This is a genomic window from Halobacillus mangrovi (assembly GCF_002097535.1).
GTDB classification, from domain to species: Bacteria; Bacillota; Bacilli; order Bacillales; family Halobacillaceae; genus Halobacillus; species Halobacillus mangrovi_A.
Genome location: NZ_CP020772.1, coordinates 2,392,757 through 2,416,699, shown reverse-complemented (window position 1 = coordinate 2,416,699; position 23,943 = coordinate 2,392,757). Strand labels below are relative to the sequence as shown.

Here is a 23,943-nt window from a genome sequence, read left to right as displayed (position 1 = left end):
AGGGGAGATGGGGAGACTCCTGCGGGAATGGAATGGCTGGCAACCCCGCAGAGAGCCTGGCGAACGAGGAAACTTGCCGTCATCCCCGCGGAAAGCGAGCCTTTTCTCCGAACACCTCTCCAGAATACAAGGTAACGGAAACAGCCTTGAATTCAAGCCTTCAAGAAAAGGAGGCTTGAATGGAAGTAATAGAAATATGCGGTTAATTATTATTCACCAGATTTATTAGTAAAAGCTATTTATGGTAATTACATAAACGAACGGTTTGGCTGAAATTAAAAATATATGGGGAGATAGAAAGATGACTAGAACGATGACAATAACAGAAATTAAAAAGAAAATGAAACAGGCCCAATTTTCTCATGAGGAAATTGATCGATTGAGAAATGATGATAGAAAAGGTGTTCAGAAGCTGATCAGTCAATATGATTCTCTCCAAATGAAACAGGCCCAATTAAAAAAGCAGTACGAAGAAATGATGGTCTACGAAAAGGAAAGTTACTATAAGGGGAAAGCTTTTATTGCAGGAATTGATGAAGCAGGAAGAGGCCCGCTTGCTGGTCCAGTCGTAGCCGCAGCCGTCATATTGCCAGAAGGCTTTTACTTAGAAGGACTTAATGATTCCAAAAAATTGTCTCTAGATCGTCGAGAACAATTTTTTGAAGAAATAATAAATATCGCTGATACGGGAAGAGGAATTGTAACTAGTGAAGAAATTGACCGATTGAATATATATCAAGCGACAAAGCTAGCCATGAAACGAGCCGTGAATAATCTTATTCAAACACCGGATCACCTGCTCATTGATGCGGTCACTCTAGAAGATGTACCCTTATCTCAAACAAATATTGTAAAAGGAGATCAAAAGAGCGTATCGATCGCGGCTGCTAGTGTCATAGCCAAGGTAACACGAGACCGAATGATGACAGATCTTCATAGCAAATATCCTATGTATCAGTTTGTCTCCAATCAAGGTTATGGAACGAAAGCGCATTTAGAAGCTTTAGAGACTCATGGCCCTTCACCGTATCATCGAAGAAGCTTTGCTCCAGTAAAAGATTTAATAACTATGAGTGAGTAAGTAGGTTCTGAACATGAAATACCGCTACTTGTAGCATAACCTCTTGTAAATTTCCGGTAGTATTGAAATTAATCACCAAATTCCAGAAGCATGTGCCATGTGATCGGTAGATATCAAATGCAAAGTTTGATAGGGGATGACTAAATTCCCCTTATTTTAGTTTACATAATAAATAACTCGTCAATCTATTGAATTTTTCGACAGATATCCGCCCTTAGTATGGACAATTGCTAACTTTTTTTTATACAATGAACATGCAGTGAAAATTGATGGGAGGATGAAACATGAACATTCACGAGTATCAAGGAAAACAAATCATGCGTGATTTTGGCGTATCTGTGCCAAATGGCCACGTCGCATATACCGTAGATGAAGCTGTTGAAGCAGCTGAGAAATTAGGTAGCGATGTAACAGTCGTCAAAGCGCAAATCCATGCAGGCGGACGTGGGAAAGCCGGTGGAGTAAAAATTGCAAAGAATCTTGATGAAGTGCGTACATACGCTGATGAGATACTAGGAAAGACACTTGTAACCCATCAGACTGGTCCAGAAGGCAAAGAAGTAAAGCGCTTACTCATTGAAGAAGGTTGCGACATTCAAAGCGAATACTATGTCGGACTTGTACTGGATCGTGCGACAAGTAAAGTTACAATGATGGCATCTGAAGAGGGCGGTACAGAGATCGAGGAAGTAGCCGCAGAAACTCCGGAGAAAATTTTCAAAGAAGTTATCGATCCGGTTACTGGCCTGACACCATTCCAGGCACGCCGTCTTGCCTTTAATATCAATATTCCTAAAGAGGCTTTGGGCAAAGCCGTTAAATTCATGCTCGGACTTTATGACGTTTTCGTGAAAAAGGATTGCTCTGTAGCGGAGATCAACCCTCTAGTTACAACAGGAGACGGTGATGTGCTTGCACTTGATTCTAAGTTGAATTTTGACGATAACGCTTTATTCCGTCAAAAAGATATCTCCGAACTTCGTGATTTAGACGAAGAAGATCCAAAAGAAGTAGAAGCATCCAAGTATGACCTAAGCTACATTGCACTTGATGGTAACATTGGCTGTATGGTAAATGGAGCCGGCTTGGCAATGGCGACTATGGATACCATCAAACACTATAATGGTGACCCAGCTAACTTCCTTGATGTTGGTGGCGGGGCGACAGCCGAGAAAGTTACTGAAGCATTCAAAATAATTCTTTCTGATGATAACGTTAAAGGTATTTTTGTAAATATCTTCGGAGGTATTATGAAGTGTGATGTCATTGCCGAAGGTGTTGTTGAAGCTACGAAGCAAATTGGCTTGACACTTCCGTTAGTCGTCCGTTTAGAAGGTACGAACGTTGAACAAGGTAAGAAAATCCTGGACGAGTCAGGGTTGAATATCACCTCTGCGGATTCGATGGCAGAAGGCGCTCAAAAAATCGTAGAACTAGTCAAGTAAGAAAGGCGGGGAAATCAGATGAGTGTATATATTAACAAAGACACAAAAGTTATTGTTCAAGGAATTACGGGCTCTACAGCTCTTTTCCATACAAAACAAATGGTTGAATACGGTACACAGATCGTCGGAGGGGTAACTCCTGGTAAAGGCGGTACAGAGGTCGAAGGAATTCCTGTTTTTAATACCGTACAACAAGCGGTAGAAAAGACAGGAGCGAATGCATCTGTCATTTATGTACCCGCTCCATTTGCAGCAGATGCAATTATGGAAGCAACGGATGCTGAGCTTGACCTGGCTATTTGTATCACAGAGCACATTCCTGTTCTTGATATGGTAAAAGTAAAACGCTTTATGGAAGGCAAGAAAACTCGTCTAGTAGGACCGAACTGTCCTGGAGTCATCACTCCTGACGAATGTAAGATTGGCATCATGCCTGGTTATATCCATAAAAAAGGTCATGTGGGCGTAGTATCACGTTCTGGTACCTTAACTTACGAGGCTGTGCATCAACTATCTGAAGCTGGAATTGGTCAGTCTACAGCTGTAGGGATCGGTGGAGACCCTGTTAATGGTACGGATTTCATTGATGTACTTAAAGCATTCAATGAAGATGAGGATACAGAAGCTGTTATTATGATTGGTGAAATCGGTGGTACTGCTGAGGAAGAAGCGGCTGAATGGGTAAAAGAGAATATGAATAAACCAGTCGTAGGATTTATCGGTGGTCGTACAGCTCCTCCTGGAAAACGAATGGGCCACGCAGGTGCCATTATTTCTGGTGGTAAGGGTACGGCTGATGAAAAAATCCGCGTGATGAATGAGTGTGGTATTGAAGTAGCTGAAACGCCTTCTGTAATGGGAGAAACGCTCATAAATGTATTAAAGAATGAAGGTCTTTTTGATAAGTGTAAGACCCACTGAGAATCCCAAAATACTATATAAGATGTTGGATAGCCGTGCCTGTTTAGGGCACGGTTTTCCCTCTATGGAAAGAGGTAAGTTATGATTAAAAGAAGAGAAAATTTAATACGGCTTCACTCTTCACCTAATGTTACAAGAGCACTGATTCGAAAGCTTCTCCAGGTAGATCCTCACTTACATTCCCCTTTTACATTGTCCCCCAGATCACTCTCCTTATTAACAAAAATTAAAGAGTCTAGGGCAGCAGCGATCCACAATTATTTAAATGACTATAATATAATGAAGAAACTCGACACTGTTTTGCAAAAAATTCACTGTTTGACTATATTCGACAACAATTATCCTCCCCTTCTAAGGTCGATTCCCGACCCTCCTCTTGTCTTATATGCTGTCGGTAATCTGCAACTTCTTGAATATTCTCCATCTTTAAGTGTGGTCGGTACGAGAAAACCTTCTTCTTACGCTTATCCATCTATGAAAAAAATTCTTATTCCGCTCATTCAGGAAGGTTTTACGTTAGTCAGCGGGATGGCACAAGGGGTTGACCAATTTGCTCATCATTTGGCGGTAGCCTACAATGGGACTACGATTGCTGTGCTAGGATCAGGCTTTCATCATATTTATCCTACGAATGACATAGCCTTGTATCAACGATTGGTTAGCAAGCATTTAGTATTAAGCGAGTACCCTCCAGACCGTCCGGCAAAAAAATTTCATTTTCCAGAGCGAAACCGAATTATTTCAGGACTGACCAGTGGGACCTTTGTTGTTGAAGCAAGAGTAAAGAGTGGATCCCTAATTACAGTTGATCAGGCGCTAGAGCAAGGAAAAGATGTTTATGCCATGCCTGGTCTACCGGGGAATCCTATGAGTGAAGGGTGCCATAAGATGATCAATGATGGCGCTAAATTAGTACATTCGCATCACGATATTTTAGAAGATTGGAAAGAAAAGATTTGAATAAAATGTTTCAAAAGTGTTAAAGTCTAGATTAGTAATTGGAAAAAATACCCCACACAATGTAGCTATGATGTTTGACAAACGGTTTCATTGTATTTAATAATGGGGAAGATTTATCTTATGAATGAAATAATATAAAAAAAGAAAACAACCTCTATGGGAGGAACCTACATGGCAGATTATCTTGTAATCGTCGAATCTCCTGCGAAAGCAAAAACGATCGAACGATATCTTGGAAAAAAATATAAAGTGAAAGCATCACTAGGACATGTCCGTGACTTGCCCAAAAGTCAAATGGGTGTCGATGTTGAAAAAGAATTTGAACCGAAGTATATTACGATCCGAGGCAAAGGACCAGTATTAAAAGAATTGAAAACTGCTGCTAAAAAAGCAAAGCGCGTCTATCTTGCGGCCGACCCCGATAGGGAAGGGGAGGCGATCGCCTGGCATTTGGCTCACAGTCTCGATATAGACGACCGTTCCGAATGTCGTGTTGTTTTTAACGAAATTACGAAAGAAGCCATTAAGAATTCTTTCAAACAACCAAGGAAAATCAATTCGAATTTGGTAGATGCCCAACAGGCCCGGCGTGTATTGGACCGTCTTGTCGGTTACAACATCAGTCCAATTCTATGGAAAAAAGTAAAAAAAGGATTGTCAGCTGGTCGTGTCCAATCGGTGGCTGTTAAGATCATCATCGACCGTGAAAACGAAATCAAAAATTTCGTCCCAGAAGAGTATTGGACAATTGAAGCTGATTTTCTAAAAGATAAAGAGATGTTCGAAGGCTCTTTTTACGGCGTTGAGGGTAAAAAGCAGGATCTTAAAACAGAGGATGACGTGAAAGCGATCCAACAACGGATGAGTGGAAAAGAATTCTCTGTAGATAAAGTCAACAAACGAGAAAGAAAACGAAATCCTTCTTTACCTTTTACAACTTCATCTCTTCAACAGGAAGCTGCTAGAAAGCTGAACTTCCGGGCTAAGAAAACCATGATGATTGCTCAGCAGCTGTATGAGGGGATAGATTTAGGTGGAAAACAGGGAATTACCGGTTTGATTACGTATATGCGTACAGACTCTACACGCCTATCTAATTCCGCTAAAGCAGATGCAAAACAATATATCGAAAATAATTTCGGTAAAGAGTACTTAGGGTATAGGAAGGACGCTAAGAAACAAGAAGGAGCTCAGGATGCTCACGAAGCGATTCGCCCAACAGGTGCTGACAGAGACCCTAAGGCAATGAAGAGCATCTTATCCAGGGATCAGTATCGTTTATACAAGCTAGTCTGGGACCGTTTCATAGCAAGTCAGATGGCGCCGGCTGTTCTTGATACAATGACTGTACATTTGTATAACGAGGGTGTAGAATTTCGTGCTACTGGCTCTGAAGTGAAATTTAAAGGGTTCATGAAAGTGTATATTGAAGGAAGAGATGACAATAAAAAAGAGAAAGATAAGCTTCTACCTTATTTAGAAGAAGGTATGAAGGTTAAGGCTGAAGATATCAAGCCTAATCAGCACTTTACACAGCCGCCTCCAAGATATACAGAGGCGAGACTTGTAAAAACGCTTGAAGAGTTAGGCATTGGCCGTCCATCCACATATGCTCCTACGCTGGACACCATTCAGCGTCGTGGATATGTAGCTCTCGATAATAAGCGATTCGTCCCAACGGAGCTGGGTGAAATTGTTTTAGAGCAGCTGAGAGACTATTTCCCTGAAATTATAGACGTCGACTTTACGAAAGAAATGGAAGACGATCTTGATGCTATTGAAGAAGGGAAAGAAGAATGGGTATCGATTATCAGCGACTTTTACAAAGATTTTGAACCACGCTTAACTAAAGCTGAGAAAGAAATGGAAGAAATCGAAATTAAGGATGAGCCAGCAGGCATTGACTGTGAAAAATGCGGCCATGAGATGGTCTATAAAATGGGGCGCTACGGCAAATTCCTTGCATGCTCGAATTTCCCGGACTGTAGGAATACAAAACCGATTCTGAAAAAAGTAGGGGTCACTTGTCCGAAGTGTAACGAGGGCGAAGTGGTCGAAAGAAAAAGTAAGAAAAATCGCAAGTTCTTCGGCTGCGAGCGTTATCCTGAATGTGATTTCATATCATGGGACAAGCCAATCAGTCGTCCATGTCCGAAATGTGAATCGCTGCTTGTTGAGAAGAAGTCCAAAAAAGGGACACAGATTCAATGTACCAATTGCGATTATAAAGAGGAACCGCAATCGTAATCCGTTGTTATAAAAGAATGAGCCACTGACTAACCTAATAGTCAGTGGCTCTTTTTATTTTGAATAGATATGAATTGACACATTTCGACAAGACCGCTATAATTACGCTTTGGTAAGTCTACATACTTGACAGTTCATGGAAATGAAATTGAAAAAAATGATGGGAAATACTCCTTTAGAGAATAAAAAACATTTTATGATTAATGTTTACACTTGGAAACAATTCAGAATTTTGTTACATTTTAATTAAATTCATTGTCGTACGAATCTGAAATGTGATAAAATTTAAACGCCTTTGTGAGGTGAAACATGGGAAATCAATTGGAAGCACTTCAGCAATCGTTTATCGAATATCTAAAAATAGAAAAAAATGCTTCTCCTTTGACTGTTGAAAACTACAAGAAGGATATCGAAGTATTTGGTGAGTTTTTAAATGCCGAAGGGTTGTCCATCACCGAGTGTGAATACTCTACGATTCGTATCTTCTTATCTCGTTTGTACGAGGCGCAGCTATCTAGAAGGACTGTATCGAGAAAGGTTTCTAGTCTTCGAAGCTTTTTTAGGTTCTTAGATCGAGAAGAATTCATCCACTCTAATCCCTTCGTGAATGTCTCACTACCTAAAGAGAGCCGGATGATCCCTGAATTTTTCTATGAAGAAGAAATAAAGCAACTTTTTACAGTCAGCGATTTGTCCGATCCTCTAGGTCAGAGAAATCAAGCGATTATCGAATTGCTTTATGGAACAGGAATCCGGGTAAGTGAGTGCACAAAAATAGAGCTTGGGGACATTGATTTCTCTTTAGCAACTCTGCTTGTGCATGGAAAGGGCCGAAAAGAAAGATATGTACCCTTCGGTCAATTCGCTTCTCGGGCGTTATCTAGTTATATAGAACGAGGAAGAAAACAGCTTGCAGCTAAAAGCAGCCAGCAGCCAGCAAATCTCTTCTTAAACGCAAGAGGTGGACCTCTAACAGCAAGAGGTGTACGTTTAATTCTAGATAAGATGGTAAAAGAAGCTGCATTGACAGTGGATATCCATCCGCATAAAATTAGGCACTCGTTTGCGACCCATTTACTGAACGCAGGTGCTGATCTTCGTTCTGTTCAAGAATTGCTGGGTCATGAACACCTTTCATCAACACAAGTCTATACACACGTTACTAAAGATCGGTTGCGTAATGTCTATATGAATAGCCATCCGAGAGCTAATAAATGAGGTGAAATGATGGAACAACAATTTCATGCAACAACTATTTTTGCTGTCCAACACAATGGTCAAAGCGCCATGAGCGGTGACGGTCAGGTGACTCTTGGAAACCAGGTTGTCATGAAGCATAAAGCACAGAAAGTCCGTCGGCTTTTTAATGGTCAAGTACTGGCTGGATTTGCAGGCTCTGTTGCCGATGCATTTACCCTGTTTGAAAAGTTTGAAGGCAAACTCGAAACATTTGATGGCAATCTTGCCAGAGCATCAGTTGAACTTGCTAAAGAATGGCGCAGTGATCGTGTTCTTCGTAAATTAGAAGCCATGTTGATTGTCATGAATAATGAAAAAATGTTTTTAGTTTCAGGTACTGGGGAAGTGATAGAACCGGACGATGGAATTCTCGCAATCGGTTCAGGAGGCAATTTTGCCTTAAGTGCTGGGAGAGCACTGAAAAGATATTCTTCAGAACAGACAGCTGAACAGATTGCAAAAGCAGCGTTAGAGATTGCAGGAGAGATTTGTGTATTTACGAATGATCAAATCATTCTAGAGGTGCTCGAATAAGGAGGGCGTTTTAATGTCACTGAATTTAACACCGAAGCAAATTGTAGAAAAGCTAGATCAATATATCATCGGTCAAAACAGTGCGAAAAGATCAGTAGCGATTGCGCTTAGAAATCGATACAGACGTATGCAGCTGCAGGATGAAATCAGAGATGAAATAGTTCCCAAAAATATTCTTATGATGGGTCCTACAGGTGTAGGGAAAACAGAAATTGCAAGAAGACTGGCAAAATTGGTCGGTGCGCCATTTGTTAAGGTTGAGGCCACCAAATTTACTGAAGTGGGCTATGTAGGACGCGATGTAGAGTCTATGGTGCGTGACCTTGTGGAAATGGCCGTCAGAATGGTAAAAGAAGAAAAAATGGAGGCTGTGAAGGATCGAGCAGAAGAACAAGCAAATAAGCGTCTTGTAAAACTATTAGTTCCTTCAAAGAAAAAGCAGACCAATAATTTTAAAAACCCTCTAGAAATGTTCTTTAACCAGGGAGCACAACAAGATAATGAACCAAAACAAGATAACGAAGAAGCAGAATTGGAAACAAAAAGAAGCCGTATCCGCCATCAATTGGATATGGGTGAACTGGAAGACCGGATGGTGACCATTGAAGTAGAAGAGTCACAGTCTTCCATGTTTGATATGCTCCAAGGTTCAGGAATGGAACAAATGGGAATGAACATGCAGGATGCATTCAGTCAATTTATGCCTAAAAAGAAAAAAAAGCGTAGATTACCTGTTTCTGAAGCTCGTAAAGTGTTAACCCAAGAAGAGGCGAGCAAACTTGTCGATATGGATGAAGTGGGACAGGAGGCTGTTCAAAAGGTAGAACAAGCTGGCATGATTTTTATCGACGAGATCGACAAAGTTGCGGCAAAAGGTGACAATCAGGCAAATGTTTCACGTGAGGGAGTTCAGCGTGACATTTTGCCGATCGTTGAAGGATCCACAGTCGTTACAAAATACGGACCTGTTTCTACCGATCATATTCTATTCATTGCTGCAGGAGCTTTCCATATGGCAAAGCCTTCGGATTTAATTCCTGAACTCCAAGGGCGTTTCCCAATTAGAGTCGAATTAAATAAGCTTACCGTAGAGGATTTCAGAAACATTTTAATAGAGCCGTCTAACGCCCTTTTAAAACAATATAAGGCACTCCTTGAAGTTGAAGGTATAAAGGTGGAATTTTCTGACGATGCTATTACTAGACTCGCAGAAATTGCTCAGGAAGTGAATCAGGAAACAGATAATATCGGAGCAAGACGTTTACACACAATATTAGAGAAGCTTTTGGAAGATCTCTCCTTTGAAGCTCCTGATGTCATGATGGAAAAAATAGAAATTACACCGCAATATGTAGACAGCAAACTATCTTCTATTGTAAAAAATAAAGATCTAAGTAGATTCATTTTATAATCAAAAGGAGGAAACAATCATGAAATTATTAGATCGAGCAAGAAGAATTAACGCTATGCTTCAAAAAACAACGGGGAAATCAGTTGACTTTAATGATATGTCCGCTACTCTTCGAGACGTTATCGAAGCAAATACTTTTGTATTAAGCCGTAGAGGAAAACTATTAGGATTCGCTATCAACCAGGAAATTGAAAATGAGCGAATGAAAGAAATGCTTTCAGAGCGTCAATTCCCACAAGAATATACTCAGAGTCTATTCAATATCCAAGAAACTACACCGGATATTGATATTAACAGTGAATATACAGCATTTCCTGTTGAAAACCGTGAATTGTTTGAGAATGGACTAACTACAATCGTTCCGATCATTGGAGGCGGGCAGAGACTAGGAACATTAATTCTTAGTCGTCTTGACAGCAGTTTCAATGACGACGATTTACTACTTGCTGAATACGGTGCTACGGTTGTTGGAATGGAGATTCTTCATGAGAAAACCGAAGAAATTGAACAGGAAGCACGTAGTAAAGCTGTGGTTCAGATGGCGATCAGTTCACTTTCCTACAGTGAACTTGAAGCTATCGAGCACATCTTCGAAGAGCTTGAAGGCAATGAAGGGTTACTTGTAGCAAGTAAAGTTGCAGACCGTGTTGGAATCACTCGTTCTGTAATCGTTAATGCTTTGAGAAAACTTGAAAGTGCTGGAGTAATCGAATCACGTTCACTTGGTATGAAAGGTACTTACATCAAAGTCCTTAATAATAACTTCTTACTAGAGCTGCAAAAGCTCCGTACGAACTAAATAAGCGAACAAGAGCCGCTGTGATACTTTTATCACAGCGGCTTTTTGCTTGTTAAAGTGTACATTCATGTTTGAAACAAGTGCAATTTTTCATATCCCCTCCATAACTATGAATACACAGTTTCGAAGCTTTCATGTGAAAGGTGGTGGATGTAATTGTTCGAAACCATCTTCTCCGGAATGGAGCATTTGCGGACTGGTCATGCAGGTAATTCAGTAGCCATTCTCTTCCGTGAAGAAAATAGCAAATTCCAAGTAGCTTCATACCGAAACATCAAATGGCAAGGGCCATTGGAGAAGGGGGAGCTCCTGTGGTCGAATCGTGCAGGGTTAATTCCCTGAAGGCGCAGTCTGAGGAAGCTTACCGTACACCCAGGGAAAACGACTTCTTCATTTACGGCCCTAAACTATACAAACAACTAAAAATAAAGTATTCCAGAATACTGCTAAATTCTTTAATAATACGGCATGAAAGAAGCTTTTATTATTATTTTGGAATTGGAAGAAAATAAATTCATTTTAGGGGAAAGTTATGCAATAATGTTCATTATAATAGTAAATTCGACAAATGGTAACATGAGGAAAATAATGAAGGAGAATGTCCTAGCTCTTTAGGACCTTTTGTAATACTATCGTAAAAATACAGGAGATAAAGTAGACAGATGTATACAAATCTTTTTACAATTGAATCTACGATACTGGAAAAATGTCGAAATGAGGGGAAAATATGTCTTTATTCAGTAATACGTTTACTTCACTGGAACATTCATTAAACTATGCAGCCGAAAAGAACCGTGCCATATCCAGCAACATAGCTAATGTTGATACTCCTGGATATAAAACAAAAAATGTCGTATTCAAAGATATGCTTTATCAGGAAGTGTCAACCCTCACCGCAAAAAAGACAGATATGCGCCATTTTGGCTTTCAACCTTTCAACAAGGTCCCCTTTAGTACAATTACAAATTCGAATACTACATACAACCATAATGGCAACAACGTAGATGTTGACAAGGAAATGAGTGAACTGGCAAAAAATCAAATTTACTATCAAGCATTGGCGGACCGAATGAGCGGGAAATTCAACAGGCTGGAATCAGTGATCAAAGGGGGGAATTAAAAGGTGAGTATTTTCAAATCCATGAATGCGAGTTCTAGTGCACTTACTGCACAACGACTGAGAATGGATGTCGCATCTTCTAATATAGCCAATGCAAACTCAACAAGGGCAACACTTAACGAAAATGGAGAATGGTGACCCTATAAGAGGGAAATGATTGTTTTTCAATCAGAAGATCAAACTTTCAAATCATTCCTTTAGCAGGCTTCTGTTTCTACTTCTTCGAGTGGTGTAAAGGCTGTACATATTGTTGAGGATGAAAAGCCGTTTAAGCTAGTCTTCAATCCTTCTCATCCTGATGCAAACGTTGAAGGTTATGTAGAAGTACCCAATGTCGACCCACTCCAGGAAATGGTCGATATGATGAGTGCTACTCGCTCTTATGAGGCAAATGTAACTTCATTGAATGCCTCAAAAAGTATGCTTATGAAAGCTTTGGAAATTGGTAGATAGGATAGGAGAGATTATTAATGCCTGAAATCACTACGATTATGAATCAGCCGTCAATTTCTGCAAATTTACTCACATCTAAAGCTCAACGTAATGAATCCACCGGTACTGCCCAATAACAATTCGCTCAACAGCTGAGAAGTGCGATAAATGATGTCAATAAATCTCAAATCAAATCAGACCAGATGACTAGCTATGGCAAGAGGAGAAGTTGACGATTTACATAATGTGATGATTGCCTCGCAAAAAGCGAGCATAACTATGCAGACTACCGTTGAGGTACAAAATAAAGTCATTGAAGCTTATAAAGAAATGATGAGAATGCAGGTTTAATTTTCACTTATCTCATTTCGCATTATACTATTCTCTTAAGTCGCGCGTTTTTTGGGGGCAATTATGAAAGAAAAATTTATTACATATAAAAATAGAATAGAGAAGTTTTGGGGAAACACAAGTAAATCGCAAAAAGGAATGGTTATAGGAGTTACTTCTTTTCTTACACTCATTTTAATTACAGTCAGTATTTTTTCCTCCAATACAAAAATGATTCCTCTTTATAAAGATCTTACGCTTCAGGAAATGGGGCAAATTAAAACGGAGTTGGATACGCGCGGAATTCCGTGTGAATTAGAGCAAGGAGGAACTACGATCCTTGTTCCGGATAATCAGGCAGAGACTTTACTTGTCGATTTAGCAGCATCAGGATTACCGAACAGCGGAACGATATAAACTACTTAGGTATGCTCCCTGATGATCGTAAAGTCTTGAAAGCTGTCCATCATCAAGAGCCTTTTGTCATTCACTCCCCGTCTTGTCCGGCAAGCAAAGCGATAGATGGTATTGCAATGCAAATCTTAAGTGGAACCATCGGTCTTTCAACTGTTCCATCTCAGTCTTTTATATCAAAATTGAAAAGCTATTTAATTCCTAAGGTTTATTAAGGTTCAACTATTATAACTTCAAGATTAGTAATGAAATAAATTTATTAAGAGGGGAGGATCCTTATGGCAATTTCTTTATCTTCTCAGGAACAACACTTGTGGAAGCTATGGACGTCCAGTCAGGACATCGAAGCAGCAAACCAATTGATTCAGTGTTATGACTATCTGGTAAGCTATCATGTGCAGAGGATTGCTGCCCATCTGCCTAAAAGTGTGAATAAAGATGATATAAGAAGTCTTGGGATGCTTGGTTTATTTGATGCGCTGAAAAAGTTTGATTTAGATAGAGATCTGAAGTTTGATACCTACGCTTCTTTTAGAATAAGAGGAACCATTATAGATGGTCTTAGAAAAGAAGACTGGCTTCCTCGCTCGGTGAGAGATAAATCAAAGAAAATAGAACAAGCTGCTTTACAGCTGGAACAGCAGTTGCAAAAGCCTCCAACTTCTTTAGAAATCGCACATTACCTGGGGGTAGAAAAAGAAGAAGTAGAAGAAACGGTTAAAGATTCTCTATTCGCTAATGTGTTATCTATGGAAGAAAAACCGAAAGATGGAAGAGACGATCATAAAGAAGGAATCGGCTATTCTCTTCCTGATTATCAAACCCCTACACCGTCTGACGCAGCAATTAAAAAGGAAAACTTCGAGGAGCTTGCCTTACAAATAAAGAAATTGAACGAAAAGGAACAAATGGTGATTAGTTTATTTTACAATGAAGAACTAACCCTTACGGAGATCGGACAAATATTGGAGTTAACGACATCAAGAATTTCTCAAATTCATGCAAAAGCTATATTCAAGCTAAAAACCTCTCTTAAAGAAATCGTTCAGAAGTAACAAGTTTGACGATAATGACTGCGAGCAAATCTTGGGAACCATTGCAGGTGAAAGTAAATGACCACTTTTTTATTAATAATAAGTTTTATAATAGATGGGATAATCATTCTGGGTCTATTAATTTTAACAACGAAGATTAAAAAGACTGAAGAGCTTGAATTAAGACAAAAACAAGTGGCAGATGAAATCGAAGATCTATTCACATCCTATTTGTTAGAACTAAAGGAAGAGAACAATCAAATGAGTGAATGGATAAATACTTCCAAAGCTTCTTCCTTTAAAGAGAGGGATTCGTTAGAGGAAAGGAAGGCAGATGAGGCACCCCTTTACTCTACACCTGATTTAGATCAAAAAGAGAACTACACGCCTACATTGCATTCAAAAATATTAATTATGAAACAGAACGGATCATCTATTGAATAAATTGCAAGAGAACTAGACAAAGGAAAAACAGAGGTCGAACTACTTCTGAAATTTAACTCAAAAAAATAGTGAAAGAACTTGAATGAAGCGCATGGTTATGGTATATTTACTGTCGGTGTCAATACACACGCCTTTGGATTCTTCTATAGGTTGCTCTATTAAAGAGTTTGTAGAGGAAAATGATAAGGGCGGAGGATACTAAAATAAACCAAACAGGAGGAACTATAATGTCTGTAATTTCTATGAAACAGCTATTAGAAGCTGGTGTTCACTTTGGGCACCAAACCCGTCGCTGGAATCCGAAGATGAAGAAGTATATCTTCACAGAGCGTAACGGAATTTACATCATCGACCTGCAAAAAACAGTTAAGAAGGTTGATGAAGCCTTTAACTACGTGAAAGATGTCGCTGCAAACGGCGGTAACATTCTTTTTGTAGGAACGAAGAAACAAGCACAGGACACTGTCCGTGAAGAAGCTACTCGTTGTGGCATGTACTACATCAACCAGCGTTGGTTGGGTGGAACACTAACTAACTTTGAAACGATCCGTAAGCGTATCAATCGTCTAAAAGACATTGAGCGCATGGAAGAAGACGGTACTTTCGACGTACTTCCTAAAAAAGAAGTTGTCGACATGCTTAAAGAAAAAGATCGTCTTGTTAAATTCCTAGGCGGAATCAAAGAAATGAATACTCTTCCAGATGCAATGTTTGTCATTGACCCTCGTAAAGAGCGCATTGCAATTGCTGAAGCACACAAACTAAACATTCCAGTAGTAGGAATCGTCGATACAAACTGCGATCCTGATGAAATCGATTATGTGATCCCAGCAAACGACGATGCGATCCGTGCTGTTAAATTGTTAACATCTAAAATGGCAGACGCTGTACTTGAAGCAAAACAAGGTGAAGAAACTGAAACAACAGAAGAAGCTGAAGTAGAGGCTGCTACTGAGTAAGATGACTTTTAAAGGTGATAAGGGGGTATACCTTTTATCACCTTTTTTAAAAACGAAAAGCTTTCAGAGAACTGCTGCTCCTGTTCTCTTTGGGCTAATCTTCACACATTCGTTTATTTAACAAGGAGGCTTTAAAATGGCTGTAAACGCTAAAATGGTAAAAGAACTTCGTGAAAAAACTGGTGCTGGAATGATGGACTGTAAAAAAGCACTGACTGAAACTGATGGAGACATGGAAAAAGCTGTTGACTGGCTTCGTGAGAAAGGAATTTCTAAAGCACAGAAGAAAGCTAACCGTATTGCTGCGGAAGGTTCTGCTGCAATTGAGATCTCCGGTAACACAGCTGTCCTTTTTGAAGTGAACTGCGAAACTGACTTCGTTACAAAGAACGATCAGTTCAAAGCGCTTCTTAAAGAGTTGGGTGAGCATCTTGTCTCCCAAAAACCTGCAACTGTTGAAGAAGCACTAGAACAAAAACTTCATGGCGAAGGTGAAGTTCTAAGCAGCTATATCACAGACATTGTCGCGAAAATCGGAGAGAAAATTTCTCTTCGCCGTTTCGTAATCAAAGAGAAAACAGATAACGACGCTTTCGGTGCTTACCTTCACATGGGCGGTAACATCGGTGTCCTTACAGTACTAGAAGGTTCTACTGACGAGCAAGCAGCTAAAGATGTTGCTATGCACGTAGCAGCCGTTAACCCTCGTTATGTATCTAGTGACGAGATTCCTGAAGAAGAAGCAAACGCAGAACGCGAAATGCTTAAGACTCAAGCGATGAACGAAGGAAAACCTGAAAATATCGTTGAAAAAATGGTTGAAGGTCGTATGAATAAGTTTTACGAAGAAGTTTGCTTGCTGCAACAAAGTTTCGTAAAAGACCCAGATCAAAAAGTGAAGAAATTCGTTGAGTCTAAAGGTGGAACAATCACTGGATTCAGCCGTTTCGAAGTTGGCGAAGGCATGGAAAAACGTGAAGAAAACTTCGCTGATGAAGTAATGAATCAAGTTAAAAAATAATGATGGTTTGGTATAGGGGACACCGCGTGCGTGTTCCCTATTTTCAAAAATGATGCTACATAGCATACTTTACAACTAGTAGCAGGACTACACAGCAAACACACGGGAGGTTACTATGACTACTGCTCGCTATCGTCGAATTGTACTGAAACTAAGTGGGGAAGCCTTAAGTGGTGAAGCTGGTTTCGGTCTAGAACCAAGTATTATCCAATCTGTTTCACGTCAAGTAAAAGAAGTTGCCGAACTCGGTGTTGAAGTTGCCGTAGTTGTAGGAGGCGGCAATATTTGGCGAGGAAAAGTTGGAAGCGAAATGGGGATGGATCGGGCTAACGCCGACTATATGGGAATGTTAGCTACCGTTATGAACTCTCTCGCGCTCCAGGACAGCTTAGAAAACCTGGGTATTCCAACCCGTGTTCAAACCTCTATAGAGATGAGACAAGTAGCTGAACCATACATTCGTAGAAAAGCTATTCGCCATTTAGAAAAGAAACGCGTTGTTATCTTCGCAGCAGGTACAGGAAATCCATATTTCTCTACGGATACAACTGCTGCACTGAGAGCGGCTGAAATAGAAGCTGATGTCATTCTTATGGCGAAAAACAATGTGGATGGTGTTTATACGGACGATCCTAAGATCAATGAAGACGCTAAGAAATATGACCAACTTTCTTACATGGAAGTTCTAAACGAAGGATTAGGTGTCATGGATTCAACCGCTTCTTCATTATGTATGGACAACGACATTGATTTATTGGTATTCTCTATTACAGAAGAAGGTAACATCAAAAAGGCCGTAATGGGCGAAAATATTGGAACCATTGTAAGGGGGAAATAATCATGTCTGATGCCGTGATTAACGAAACAAAACAACAAATGGAACAAGCTGTTCAAGCTTTTTCTCGTCAACTTGCTACCGTAAGAGCAGGTCGCGCTAATCCTTCTATTCTTGATAATGTTTATGTGGATTATTATGGTGCTGCAACACCTCTCAATCAGCTTGCGCAAGTCGGGGCTCCTGAACCTCGTCTGCTTGTTATCACACCATATGATAAATCTGCAATTGCTGAGATCGAGAAAGCCATTCAAAAGGCTGATTTAGGTCTTTCACCATCAAGCGATGGAAATGTAGTGCGTATTAACATCCCAGCTTTGACTGAAGAACGTCGTAAAGACCTTTCTAAAGTAGTTGGCCGTTATTCTGAAGAAGCTAAAGTGCAAGTTCGAAACATCCGTCGTGATTCTAATGATCGTCTAAAGAAACTAGAAAAAGATGGAGAAATGACGGAAGATGACTTGAAGTCTTATCTTGAAGACGTTCAAAAGGCTACAGATGAGCATGTGGATAAGATCGATAAGCTTGCTAAAGCAAAAGAAGAAGAGATTATGGAAGTGTAATAAGAAGAAGAACGATATGCCATAAGGTGTATAAAGCCGCGCTGTAGATGTTTGGCAGCGCGGCTTTTTATTTGCGAGTTGTATTCATAAGCTTCTTCAATCATTTAGCCTCTATAATTCCAACTATTGTAAAAGTGTCCCGTATTAGCATTATTTGACATGCGGATGGTGGGTGTGTCGAAATTTACTACGCTTTTCATAATCATATTTACCTCTTTATGTAGGTGTGGGCATGTTGTAGGATTATAGTATATAATAAAAAGATGGAAGAAACGGACTGGAGGATTGAACATGCCAATCAAGTTTCCATTTACTAAAAACAAAAAACATACATCGTCGCAGCCTCTAGGCCTAGATTTTAATCATCTGCCAGAACATGTAGCGATTATTATGGACGGAAATGGACGATGGGCAAAAAATCGAGGGATGCCAAGGATCGCAGGTCATAAAGAAGGCATGAGTGTTGTTAAAAAAGTCGTGAGACACGCATCAGATATAGGAGTGAAAGTTCTCACTTTGTATGCTTTCTCAACAGAAAATTGGAAACGTCCAAAAAATGAGGTAGACTTTTTAATGAAGTTGCCTGTCGATTTTTTAAATACATATTTGCCAGAACTCATTGAAAAGAATGTTCAAGTGCAAACCATCGGAGATTTTGGAGTGCTGCCTCAGCACACGCAAAAAGCAGTGAATGAAGCTATTGAACGAACAAAAGATAACGATGGTCTCATTTTAAATTTTGCTTTGAACTACGGAAGTCGCTTTGAAATGGTCAATGCAGTGAAGCAAATAGCCTTAAGAGTCAATCAGGGTGAACTCAATCCAGAGGAAATTAATGAAGATCTTTTTTCATCAGAGCTCTATACGAAAGATCTTATTGAGCCAGACTTGTTGATTCGCACAAGTGGTGAACAACGGCTGAGCAATTTCTTGCTATGGCAGCTGGCCTATGCCGAATTTTGGTTCACGGAGGTCTACTGGCCGGACTTCGACGAAGGCCTCTTTGAGAAAGCACTGTACGACTATCAAAACCGTAAACGACGTTATGGTGGAGTGTAAGGGTGAAAGGATATGAAACAGAGGACAATTACCGCCGTAGTAGCGGCACTAATTTTTATACCTATCATTGTATCTGGAGGGTGGTTTTTTAAGCTCTTCGTATACGTGATTGCGAGTATTGCTCTATTAGAGTTGGTTAGAATGAAAAAAATCTCACGTTATTCTGTAGCTTCAGGTCTGGGGCTTTTGCTTATGTGGGCCTTAATGTTTCCTTACAAAGACCTCGCGCAGTATGGCATAGTAACTGAAAATTTGATCACAAAGTCAGAAATCACATTGCTCGCTGTACTAGTATTGCTCAGTTACACAGTTCTTGTTAAGAACCGCTTTACTTTCGATGATGCCGGTTTCCTATTAATATCTACCATCTATATTGGGATGGGTTTTCACTATTTAATTGAAACACGTGTAGCTGAACAAGGTCTTAAATACTTGTTTTTCGCTCTTTTCGTAGTTTGGGCTACCGACACAGGTGCCTATCTTTTCGGAAGAGCTCTTGGAAAACACAAATTATGGCCTCAAATCAGTCCTAAGAAAACGATTGAAGGATCTGTAGGGGGAATTGTGCTGGCATGTGTGGTAGCCATTATCTTTCAGATGATTGCCCCTTTAAGTCACTCTATGCTAATTGTGTTTCTAGTAACGATTTTGGTTTCAATTGCTGGTCAAATTGGTGATTTGGTCGAGTCGGCATTCAAGAGGCATTATGCTGTGAAGGATTCAGGGAAAATCTTACCTGGTCATGGAGGAGTGCTCGACCGTTTTGACAGTTTGATTTTCATTCTTCCTATCCTCCATCTCATTAATTTTATTTCTTAACTGTGAGGAGAGTGAACAATGAAACAAGTAGCTTTACTTGGTGCTACCGGGTCAATCGGCATTCAAACCCTGGATGTGATACGGTTACACCCTGAAGAATTTTCATTATATGCGCTTGCTTTTGGCAGAAATCTAGAAAAAGCACTGCCTCTGATTAAAGAATTTAAGCCTGAGGTGATCGTGGTTCAAGATGAACCGACTAAAGAACGTTTGCAAAGTGAGATCCATCATGGTCAAATTCTTATTGGCGGGGAAGGACTTATAGAAGCAAGTGTTGCAGATCCAGTAGATGTCGTTGTGAATGCTGTAATGGGTAGTATTGGTCTTCCAGCTACATTAAAAGCTATTCAGGCGAAAAAGCTTATTGCCATCGCCAATAAAGAAACGCTAGTGACCGCTGGACATCTTGTTATGCAAGAAGCTAAAAAACACAATGTTGAATTACTACCGGTTGATAGTGAGCATTCAGCCATTTATCAATCTCTAAATGGAGAAAACAAAAAAGACATCCACAAATTAATCATTACCGCCTCCGGTGGAAGTTTCCGAGACAAAAAAAGAGAGGAACTTGTTGGAGTAACGGTTAAAGATGCGCTAAATCACCCAAACTGGAGTATGGGCGCAAAAATTACGATAGATTCCGCTTCTATGATGAACAAGGGTTTGGAAGTTATTGAGGCTCACTGGCTTTTTGATGTACCTTACGACCAAATTCATGTTATTCTTCATAGAGAAAGTGTCATTCATTCTATGGTTGAGTATGTCGACCGAAGTGTTATGGCTCAACTAGGGACTCCGGATATGAAAGTTCCCATCCAGTACGCTTTAACGTATCCTAACCGTTTAGACTTGCCGATTACGAAACAACTCGATCTAGAAGAGATAGCGACATTACATTTTGAGAAAATGGATATGGAGCGTTTTCCTTGTTTGCGAATGGCTTATGAGGCAGGGCGCACAGGCGGTTCAATGCCTGCAGTATTGAATGCCGCTAATGAAGAAGCGGTTCAGTTGTTCCTGGAAGAAAAAATTTCGTTTTTAGAGATTGAACAATTGATTGAACGAGCACTTGAAAGTCATGAGCGTATTCATAACCCGGACTTGTCTACCATACTTTCTATTGATGAGGAAACTAGAAAACGTGTCCGTTTCCATTTAAACTAAAAGGAAGGTGCTTCATTTGACTACAGTGATTGCATTTGTACTCATGTTCGGCCTTTTGGTGTTTGTTCATGAGTGGGGGCATCTCATTTTTGCCAAACGAGCAGGTATGCTAGCTCGTGAATTCGCAATTGGTTTCGGGCCAAAAATATTTGCTTTCACGAGAAATGAAACTTTGTACACGATCCGATTGTTGCCGATTGGAGGATATGTACGAGTAGCTGGAGAAGATCCAGAAATCATTGAACTGAAAGCCGGCCACCACATTGGTTTAGAATTCAGTGAGGAAGGAAAAGTTAACCGCATTATTGTCAACAACAAGTCTAAGCACCCCCAAGCTCGTGTTATAGAAGTTGAACGAGCAGATTTGGATCATAGACTCGTTATTGAAGGATATGAGATTGACGAAGATGAAAAGCTAATTTTTGAAGTTGACCCTAAGGCGATGTTCGTCATGGACGAAAAAGAAACACAAATTGCCCCTTATGATCGACAGTTCGCATCGAAGTCTGTTCCTCAAAGAGCCATGCAGCTGTTTGCAGGACCGTTGATGAACTTTGTATTAGCTATCGTCTTATTTATGATATTAGGTTTTATTCAAGGTGTACCGGCTGATGAAGCAAAACTGGGCGAAATTCAAGAGAACTCCCCTGCTGAAAAGTCTGGGCTGATGGCAGGAGATGAAGTAGTAGCCATCGATGGCGAATCTGTCAGTTCCTGGGAAGAGTTCACAATGATCGTTCAGGAACACCCTAATGAAGAAATTACACTGACTGTCGAGCGTAACGATCAGACAGAACAAATTCAAGTGACGCCAGCATCCATTGAAGATCGGGAGAGAACAATTGGCCAAGTTGGAGTTGCCCGGGCATTCGAAGATTCGTTCGCCAAAAAGTTAACGTTCGGATTTACGCAAACCTATGAATGGTCAGCATTGATCCTGACAAATTTAGGTAAACTTGTTACTGGTCAGTTCTCTCTAGACATGCTCTCTGGACCTGTCGGTATTTATGACGCAACCGATAAAGTTGTTCAAACAGGTTTAACGAACTTTATGATGTGGACGGCAATTTTGAGTATCAACTTAGGAATCGTCAATTTGCTTCCTCTGCCAGCACTAGATGGTGGAAGATTATTATTTGTCGGTCTTGAAGGGGTACGAGGAAAGCCGATCGATCCTCAAAAAGAAGGAATTGTTCATTTTATTGGATTTGCATTACTGATGTTATTAATGCTTGTCGTCACTTGGAACGATATCCAACGATTATTCTTGTAAGAAAATTGGGCTGGAAGCCGATTGAGACAACAGCTCTCCCTAGGCTTCCGGCTTGTTTTATTAAATACTAAAAGAACTGAGGTGCTTGATTATGAAACAAAGTCAAATGCTAATTCCTACATTAAAAGAAAATCCTGCAGATGCAGAAATTAAAAGTCACCAGCTCCTCGTTCGTGCTGGTTACATACGCCAAATTGCTTCAGGTATTTACAGCTTTCTGCCGATTGGACGAAGAGTACTGAATAAAGTTGAAAATATTGTACGTGAAGAAATGGAGAAGATTGGTGCTCACGAAATGATTATGCCAGCACTTGAGCCATCTGAATTGTGGAAAGAAACAGGCCGTTGGACAACGTTTGGTTCTGAATTGATGAGAATTAATGATCGACATCAGAGAGAATTCGCATTGGGTGCTACTCATGAAGAAGTGATCACAAGCATTGTTCGTAACGAGGTGAAAAGCTATAAGCAGCTTCCTCTAACGGTTTTCCAAATTCAAAACAAGTTCCGTGATGAAGCACGCCCACGCTTCGGATTACTTCGTGGTAGAGAGTTTTTAATGAAAGATGCTTATTCATTCAATGATTCCTATGAAAGCCTTGATGAAACCTACCAAAAGATGTTCGATGCATACTCAAATGTTTTTCGCCGCTGTGGATTGAACTTCCGTGCAGTTATTGCAGATTCCGGAGCAATGGGAGGAAAAGACACTCATGAATTTATGGTGCTGTCAGAGGTTGGAGAAGATGTCATAGCTTACTCTGACACTTCACGTTATGCGGCTAATATTGAAATGGCTCCTGTCGTAACCACATATGAAAAGTCATCAGAAAAACCAAAAACATTGGAGAAGGTAGCAACACCAGACCAAAAAACGATGAAAGATGTGGCAGATTTCTTAGGTCATGAGCTGCATAAAGGTTTGAAATCTATTCTGTTTAATGTAGACGACCGTTTCGTAATGGTAGTCACACGTGGAGATCATGAAGTGAATGACGTGAAGCTTAAAAATCTCTATGACGCAGATATGGTAGAATTGGCTACGGAAGAGGACTCAAGACGCTTGATCGGAGCTGGATTTGGATCGCTTGGGCCAGTTCATGTTCCAGAAGAGGTCGAAGTTGTAGCCGACTTCGCCGTTGAAGCCTTAGTTAATGTATCCTGTGGAGCGAATGAAGAAGGCTTCCATTTTACTAATGCGACACCTGAAAGAGATTTTAAGGTAAATCAATACGCTGACCTACGGTTTATTCAAGAAGGAGATCCATCTCCAGACGGAGAAGGAAAAATCGTCTTCGCCAGAGGTATTGAAGTTGGACATGTATTCAAATTAGGAGAGTTTTACTCCGAAAGAATGAATGCTACATTCCTTAACGACCAAGGAAAAGCGAAAACGATGATCATGGGATCGTATGGAATTGGAGTATCTAGAACACTGGCTGCGATTGTCGAGCAATTCCATGATGAGCGCGGAATTACTTGGCCGGCAAACATTGCACCTTTCCAAGTTCACCTGCTATCTCTAAATCCGAAAAAAGCAGAACAGAAAGAGTTGGCAGATCAGTTATATGAAACATTACAGCAAGCTGGTATTGATGTTTTATATGATGACCGTAAAGAAAGAGCTGGAGTAAAATTCGCTGATAGTGATTTATTTGGAGTCCCACTGCGAATCACCGTTGGGAAACGTGCTTCAGAAGGAATTGTAGAAGTAAAAGAACGTGCTTCGGGAGATCAGAAAGATATGGAGCAGAATGATATTGTGGAGTATGTTCGGGATTGGTATCAAGGTTAAGTGTTTGTTCATAGATGAAATACCCTTGCTATAATAAAAAAAGC

24 protein-coding genes and 1 pseudogene are annotated in these 23,943 nt (G+C 40.2%); all 25 read left to right on the top strand.

The genetic code is table 11. From position 1 onward, the window contains the following. Positions 1-301 precede the first annotated feature (301 nt). The 25 genes and pseudogenes from HM131_RS11860 (at position 302) to HM131_RS11735 (ending at position 23,899) form a co-directional block, all read left to right on the top strand. The gene (locus tag HM131_RS11860; protein ID WP_232324772.1) at positions 302-1,081 is read left to right on the top strand and encodes a ribonuclease HII; all 780 of its coding nucleotides are present in this window, start codon (positions 302-304) and stop codon (positions 1,079-1,081) included. A gap of 284 nt (positions 1,082-1,365) precedes the next feature. Beyond that, positions 1,366-2,526: an ADP-forming succinate--CoA ligase subunit beta gene (gene sucC, locus HM131_RS11855; protein WP_085029961.1), complete on the top strand. Its 1,161-nt coding sequence runs from the start codon at positions 1,366-1,368 to the stop codon at positions 2,524-2,526. A gap of 18 nt (positions 2,527-2,544) precedes the next feature. Beyond that, a complete protein-coding gene (gene sucD / locus HM131_RS11850) occupies positions 2,545-3,447 on the top strand; it encodes a succinate--CoA ligase subunit alpha (RefSeq protein ID WP_085029960.1) in 903 nt (300 codons plus the stop codon). A gap of 81 nt (positions 3,448-3,528) precedes the next feature. After that, positions 3,529-4,407, top strand: coding sequence for a DNA-processing protein DprA (gene dprA / locus HM131_RS11845; protein ID WP_085029959.1), 879 nt, complete (start codon positions 3,529-3,531; stop codon positions 4,405-4,407). A gap of 171 nt (positions 4,408-4,578) precedes the next feature. Next, the gene (gene topA / locus HM131_RS11840; protein WP_085029958.1) at positions 4,579-6,654 is read left to right on the top strand and encodes a type I DNA topoisomerase; all 2,076 of its coding nucleotides are present in this window, start codon (positions 4,579-4,581) and stop codon (positions 6,652-6,654) included. 309 nt (positions 6,655-6,963) lie between these two features. Then, a complete protein-coding gene (xerC, locus tag HM131_RS11835; RefSeq protein ID WP_085029957.1) occupies positions 6,964-7,872 on the top strand; it encodes a tyrosine recombinase XerC in 909 nt (302 codons plus the stop codon). Between the two features lie 9 nt (positions 7,873-7,881). Beyond that, on the top strand, positions 7,882-8,427 hold the full coding sequence (gene hslV, locus HM131_RS11830) for an ATP-dependent protease subunit HslV (protein ID WP_085029956.1): 546 nt from the start codon (positions 7,882-7,884) through the stop codon (positions 8,425-8,427). 13 nt (positions 8,428-8,440) lie between these two features. After that, on the top strand, positions 8,441-9,838 hold the full coding sequence (gene hslU / locus HM131_RS11825; RefSeq protein ID WP_085029955.1) for an ATP-dependent protease ATPase subunit HslU: 1,398 nt from the start codon (positions 8,441-8,443) through the stop codon (positions 9,836-9,838). 19 nt (positions 9,839-9,857) lie between these two features. Then, the gene (gene codY, locus HM131_RS11820) at positions 9,858-10,637 is read left to right on the top strand and encodes a GTP-sensing pleiotropic transcriptional regulator CodY (protein ID WP_085029954.1); all 780 of its coding nucleotides are present in this window, start codon (positions 9,858-9,860) and stop codon (positions 10,635-10,637) included. Positions 10,638-10,793: 156 nt separating this feature from the next. Further along, complete coding sequence (locus tag HM131_RS21080) at positions 10,794-10,979, top strand: hypothetical protein (RefSeq protein WP_085029953.1); 186 nt, start codon at positions 10,794-10,796, stop codon at positions 10,977-10,979. A 385-nt stretch (positions 10,980-11,364) separates the two neighbouring features. Then, positions 11,365-11,757 (top strand): flagellar basal body rod protein FlgB, encoded by a 393-nt coding sequence (gene flgB, locus HM131_RS11810; protein ID WP_085029952.1) that lies wholly within the window; start codon positions 11,365-11,367, stop codon positions 11,755-11,757. A gap of 3 nt (positions 11,758-11,760) precedes the next feature. After that, positions 11,761-12,210, top strand: a pseudogene (gene flgC / locus HM131_RS11805) (flagellar basal body rod protein FlgC). A gap of 192 nt (positions 12,211-12,402) precedes the next feature. After that, a complete protein-coding gene (gene fliE / locus HM131_RS21255) occupies positions 12,403-12,540 on the top strand; it encodes a flagellar hook-basal body complex protein FliE (protein WP_332308704.1) in 138 nt (45 codons plus the stop codon). Positions 12,541-12,603: 63 nt separating this feature from the next. After that, on the top strand, positions 12,604-12,936 hold the full coding sequence (locus HM131_RS11795; protein WP_085029951.1) for a hypothetical protein: 333 nt from the start codon (positions 12,604-12,606) through the stop codon (positions 12,934-12,936). Positions 12,937-13,211: 275 nt separating this feature from the next. Then, complete coding sequence (locus tag HM131_RS11785) at positions 13,212-13,988, top strand: FliA/WhiG family RNA polymerase sigma factor (RefSeq protein WP_085029949.1); 777 nt, start codon at positions 13,212-13,214, stop codon at positions 13,986-13,988. 57 nt (positions 13,989-14,045) lie between these two features. Continuing rightward, positions 14,046-14,411: a hypothetical protein gene (locus HM131_RS11780; protein ID WP_085029948.1), complete on the top strand. Its 366-nt coding sequence runs from the start codon at positions 14,046-14,048 to the stop codon at positions 14,409-14,411. A gap of 227 nt (positions 14,412-14,638) precedes the next feature. Continuing rightward, on the top strand, positions 14,639-15,370 hold the full coding sequence (gene rpsB / locus HM131_RS11775; RefSeq protein ID WP_085029947.1) for a 30S ribosomal protein S2: 732 nt from the start codon (positions 14,639-14,641) through the stop codon (positions 15,368-15,370). Positions 15,371-15,506: 136 nt separating this feature from the next. After that, on the top strand, positions 15,507-16,391 hold the full coding sequence (tsf, locus tag HM131_RS11770; protein ID WP_085029946.1) for a translation elongation factor Ts: 885 nt from the start codon (positions 15,507-15,509) through the stop codon (positions 16,389-16,391). A gap of 115 nt (positions 16,392-16,506) precedes the next feature. Further along, complete coding sequence (gene pyrH / locus HM131_RS11765; RefSeq protein ID WP_085029945.1) at positions 16,507-17,229, top strand: UMP kinase; 723 nt, start codon at positions 16,507-16,509, stop codon at positions 17,227-17,229. A 2-nt stretch (positions 17,230-17,231) separates the two neighbouring features. Continuing rightward, entirely contained in the window at positions 17,232-17,789 is a 558-nt protein-coding gene (frr, locus tag HM131_RS11760; protein ID WP_085029944.1) for a ribosome recycling factor, read from the top strand. 291 nt (positions 17,790-18,080) lie between these two features. Beyond that, positions 18,081-18,848 carry an undecaprenyl pyrophosphate synthase gene (locus tag HM131_RS11755; protein WP_085029943.1) on the top strand — a complete coding sequence of 256 codons (768 nt, stop codon included), beginning with the start codon at positions 18,081-18,083 and terminating at the stop codon, positions 18,846-18,848. 12 nt (positions 18,849-18,860) lie between these two features. Then, the gene (locus tag HM131_RS11750; RefSeq protein ID WP_085029942.1) at positions 18,861-19,667 is read left to right on the top strand and encodes a phosphatidate cytidylyltransferase; all 807 of its coding nucleotides are present in this window, start codon (positions 18,861-18,863) and stop codon (positions 19,665-19,667) included. Positions 19,668-19,685: 18 nt separating this feature from the next. Then, positions 19,686-20,831 carry a 1-deoxy-D-xylulose-5-phosphate reductoisomerase gene (locus tag HM131_RS11745; protein WP_085029941.1) on the top strand — a complete coding sequence of 382 codons (1,146 nt, stop codon included), beginning with the start codon at positions 19,686-19,688 and terminating at the stop codon, positions 20,829-20,831. A gap of 16 nt (positions 20,832-20,847) precedes the next feature. Next, positions 20,848-22,104, top strand: coding sequence for an RIP metalloprotease RseP (gene rseP / locus HM131_RS11740; RefSeq protein WP_085029940.1), 1,257 nt, complete (start codon positions 20,848-20,850; stop codon positions 22,102-22,104). A 91-nt stretch (positions 22,105-22,195) separates the two neighbouring features. Continuing rightward, complete coding sequence (locus HM131_RS11735; RefSeq protein WP_085029939.1) at positions 22,196-23,899, top strand: proline--tRNA ligase; 1,704 nt, start codon at positions 22,196-22,198, stop codon at positions 23,897-23,899. Positions 23,900-23,943: the final 44 nt, after the last annotated feature.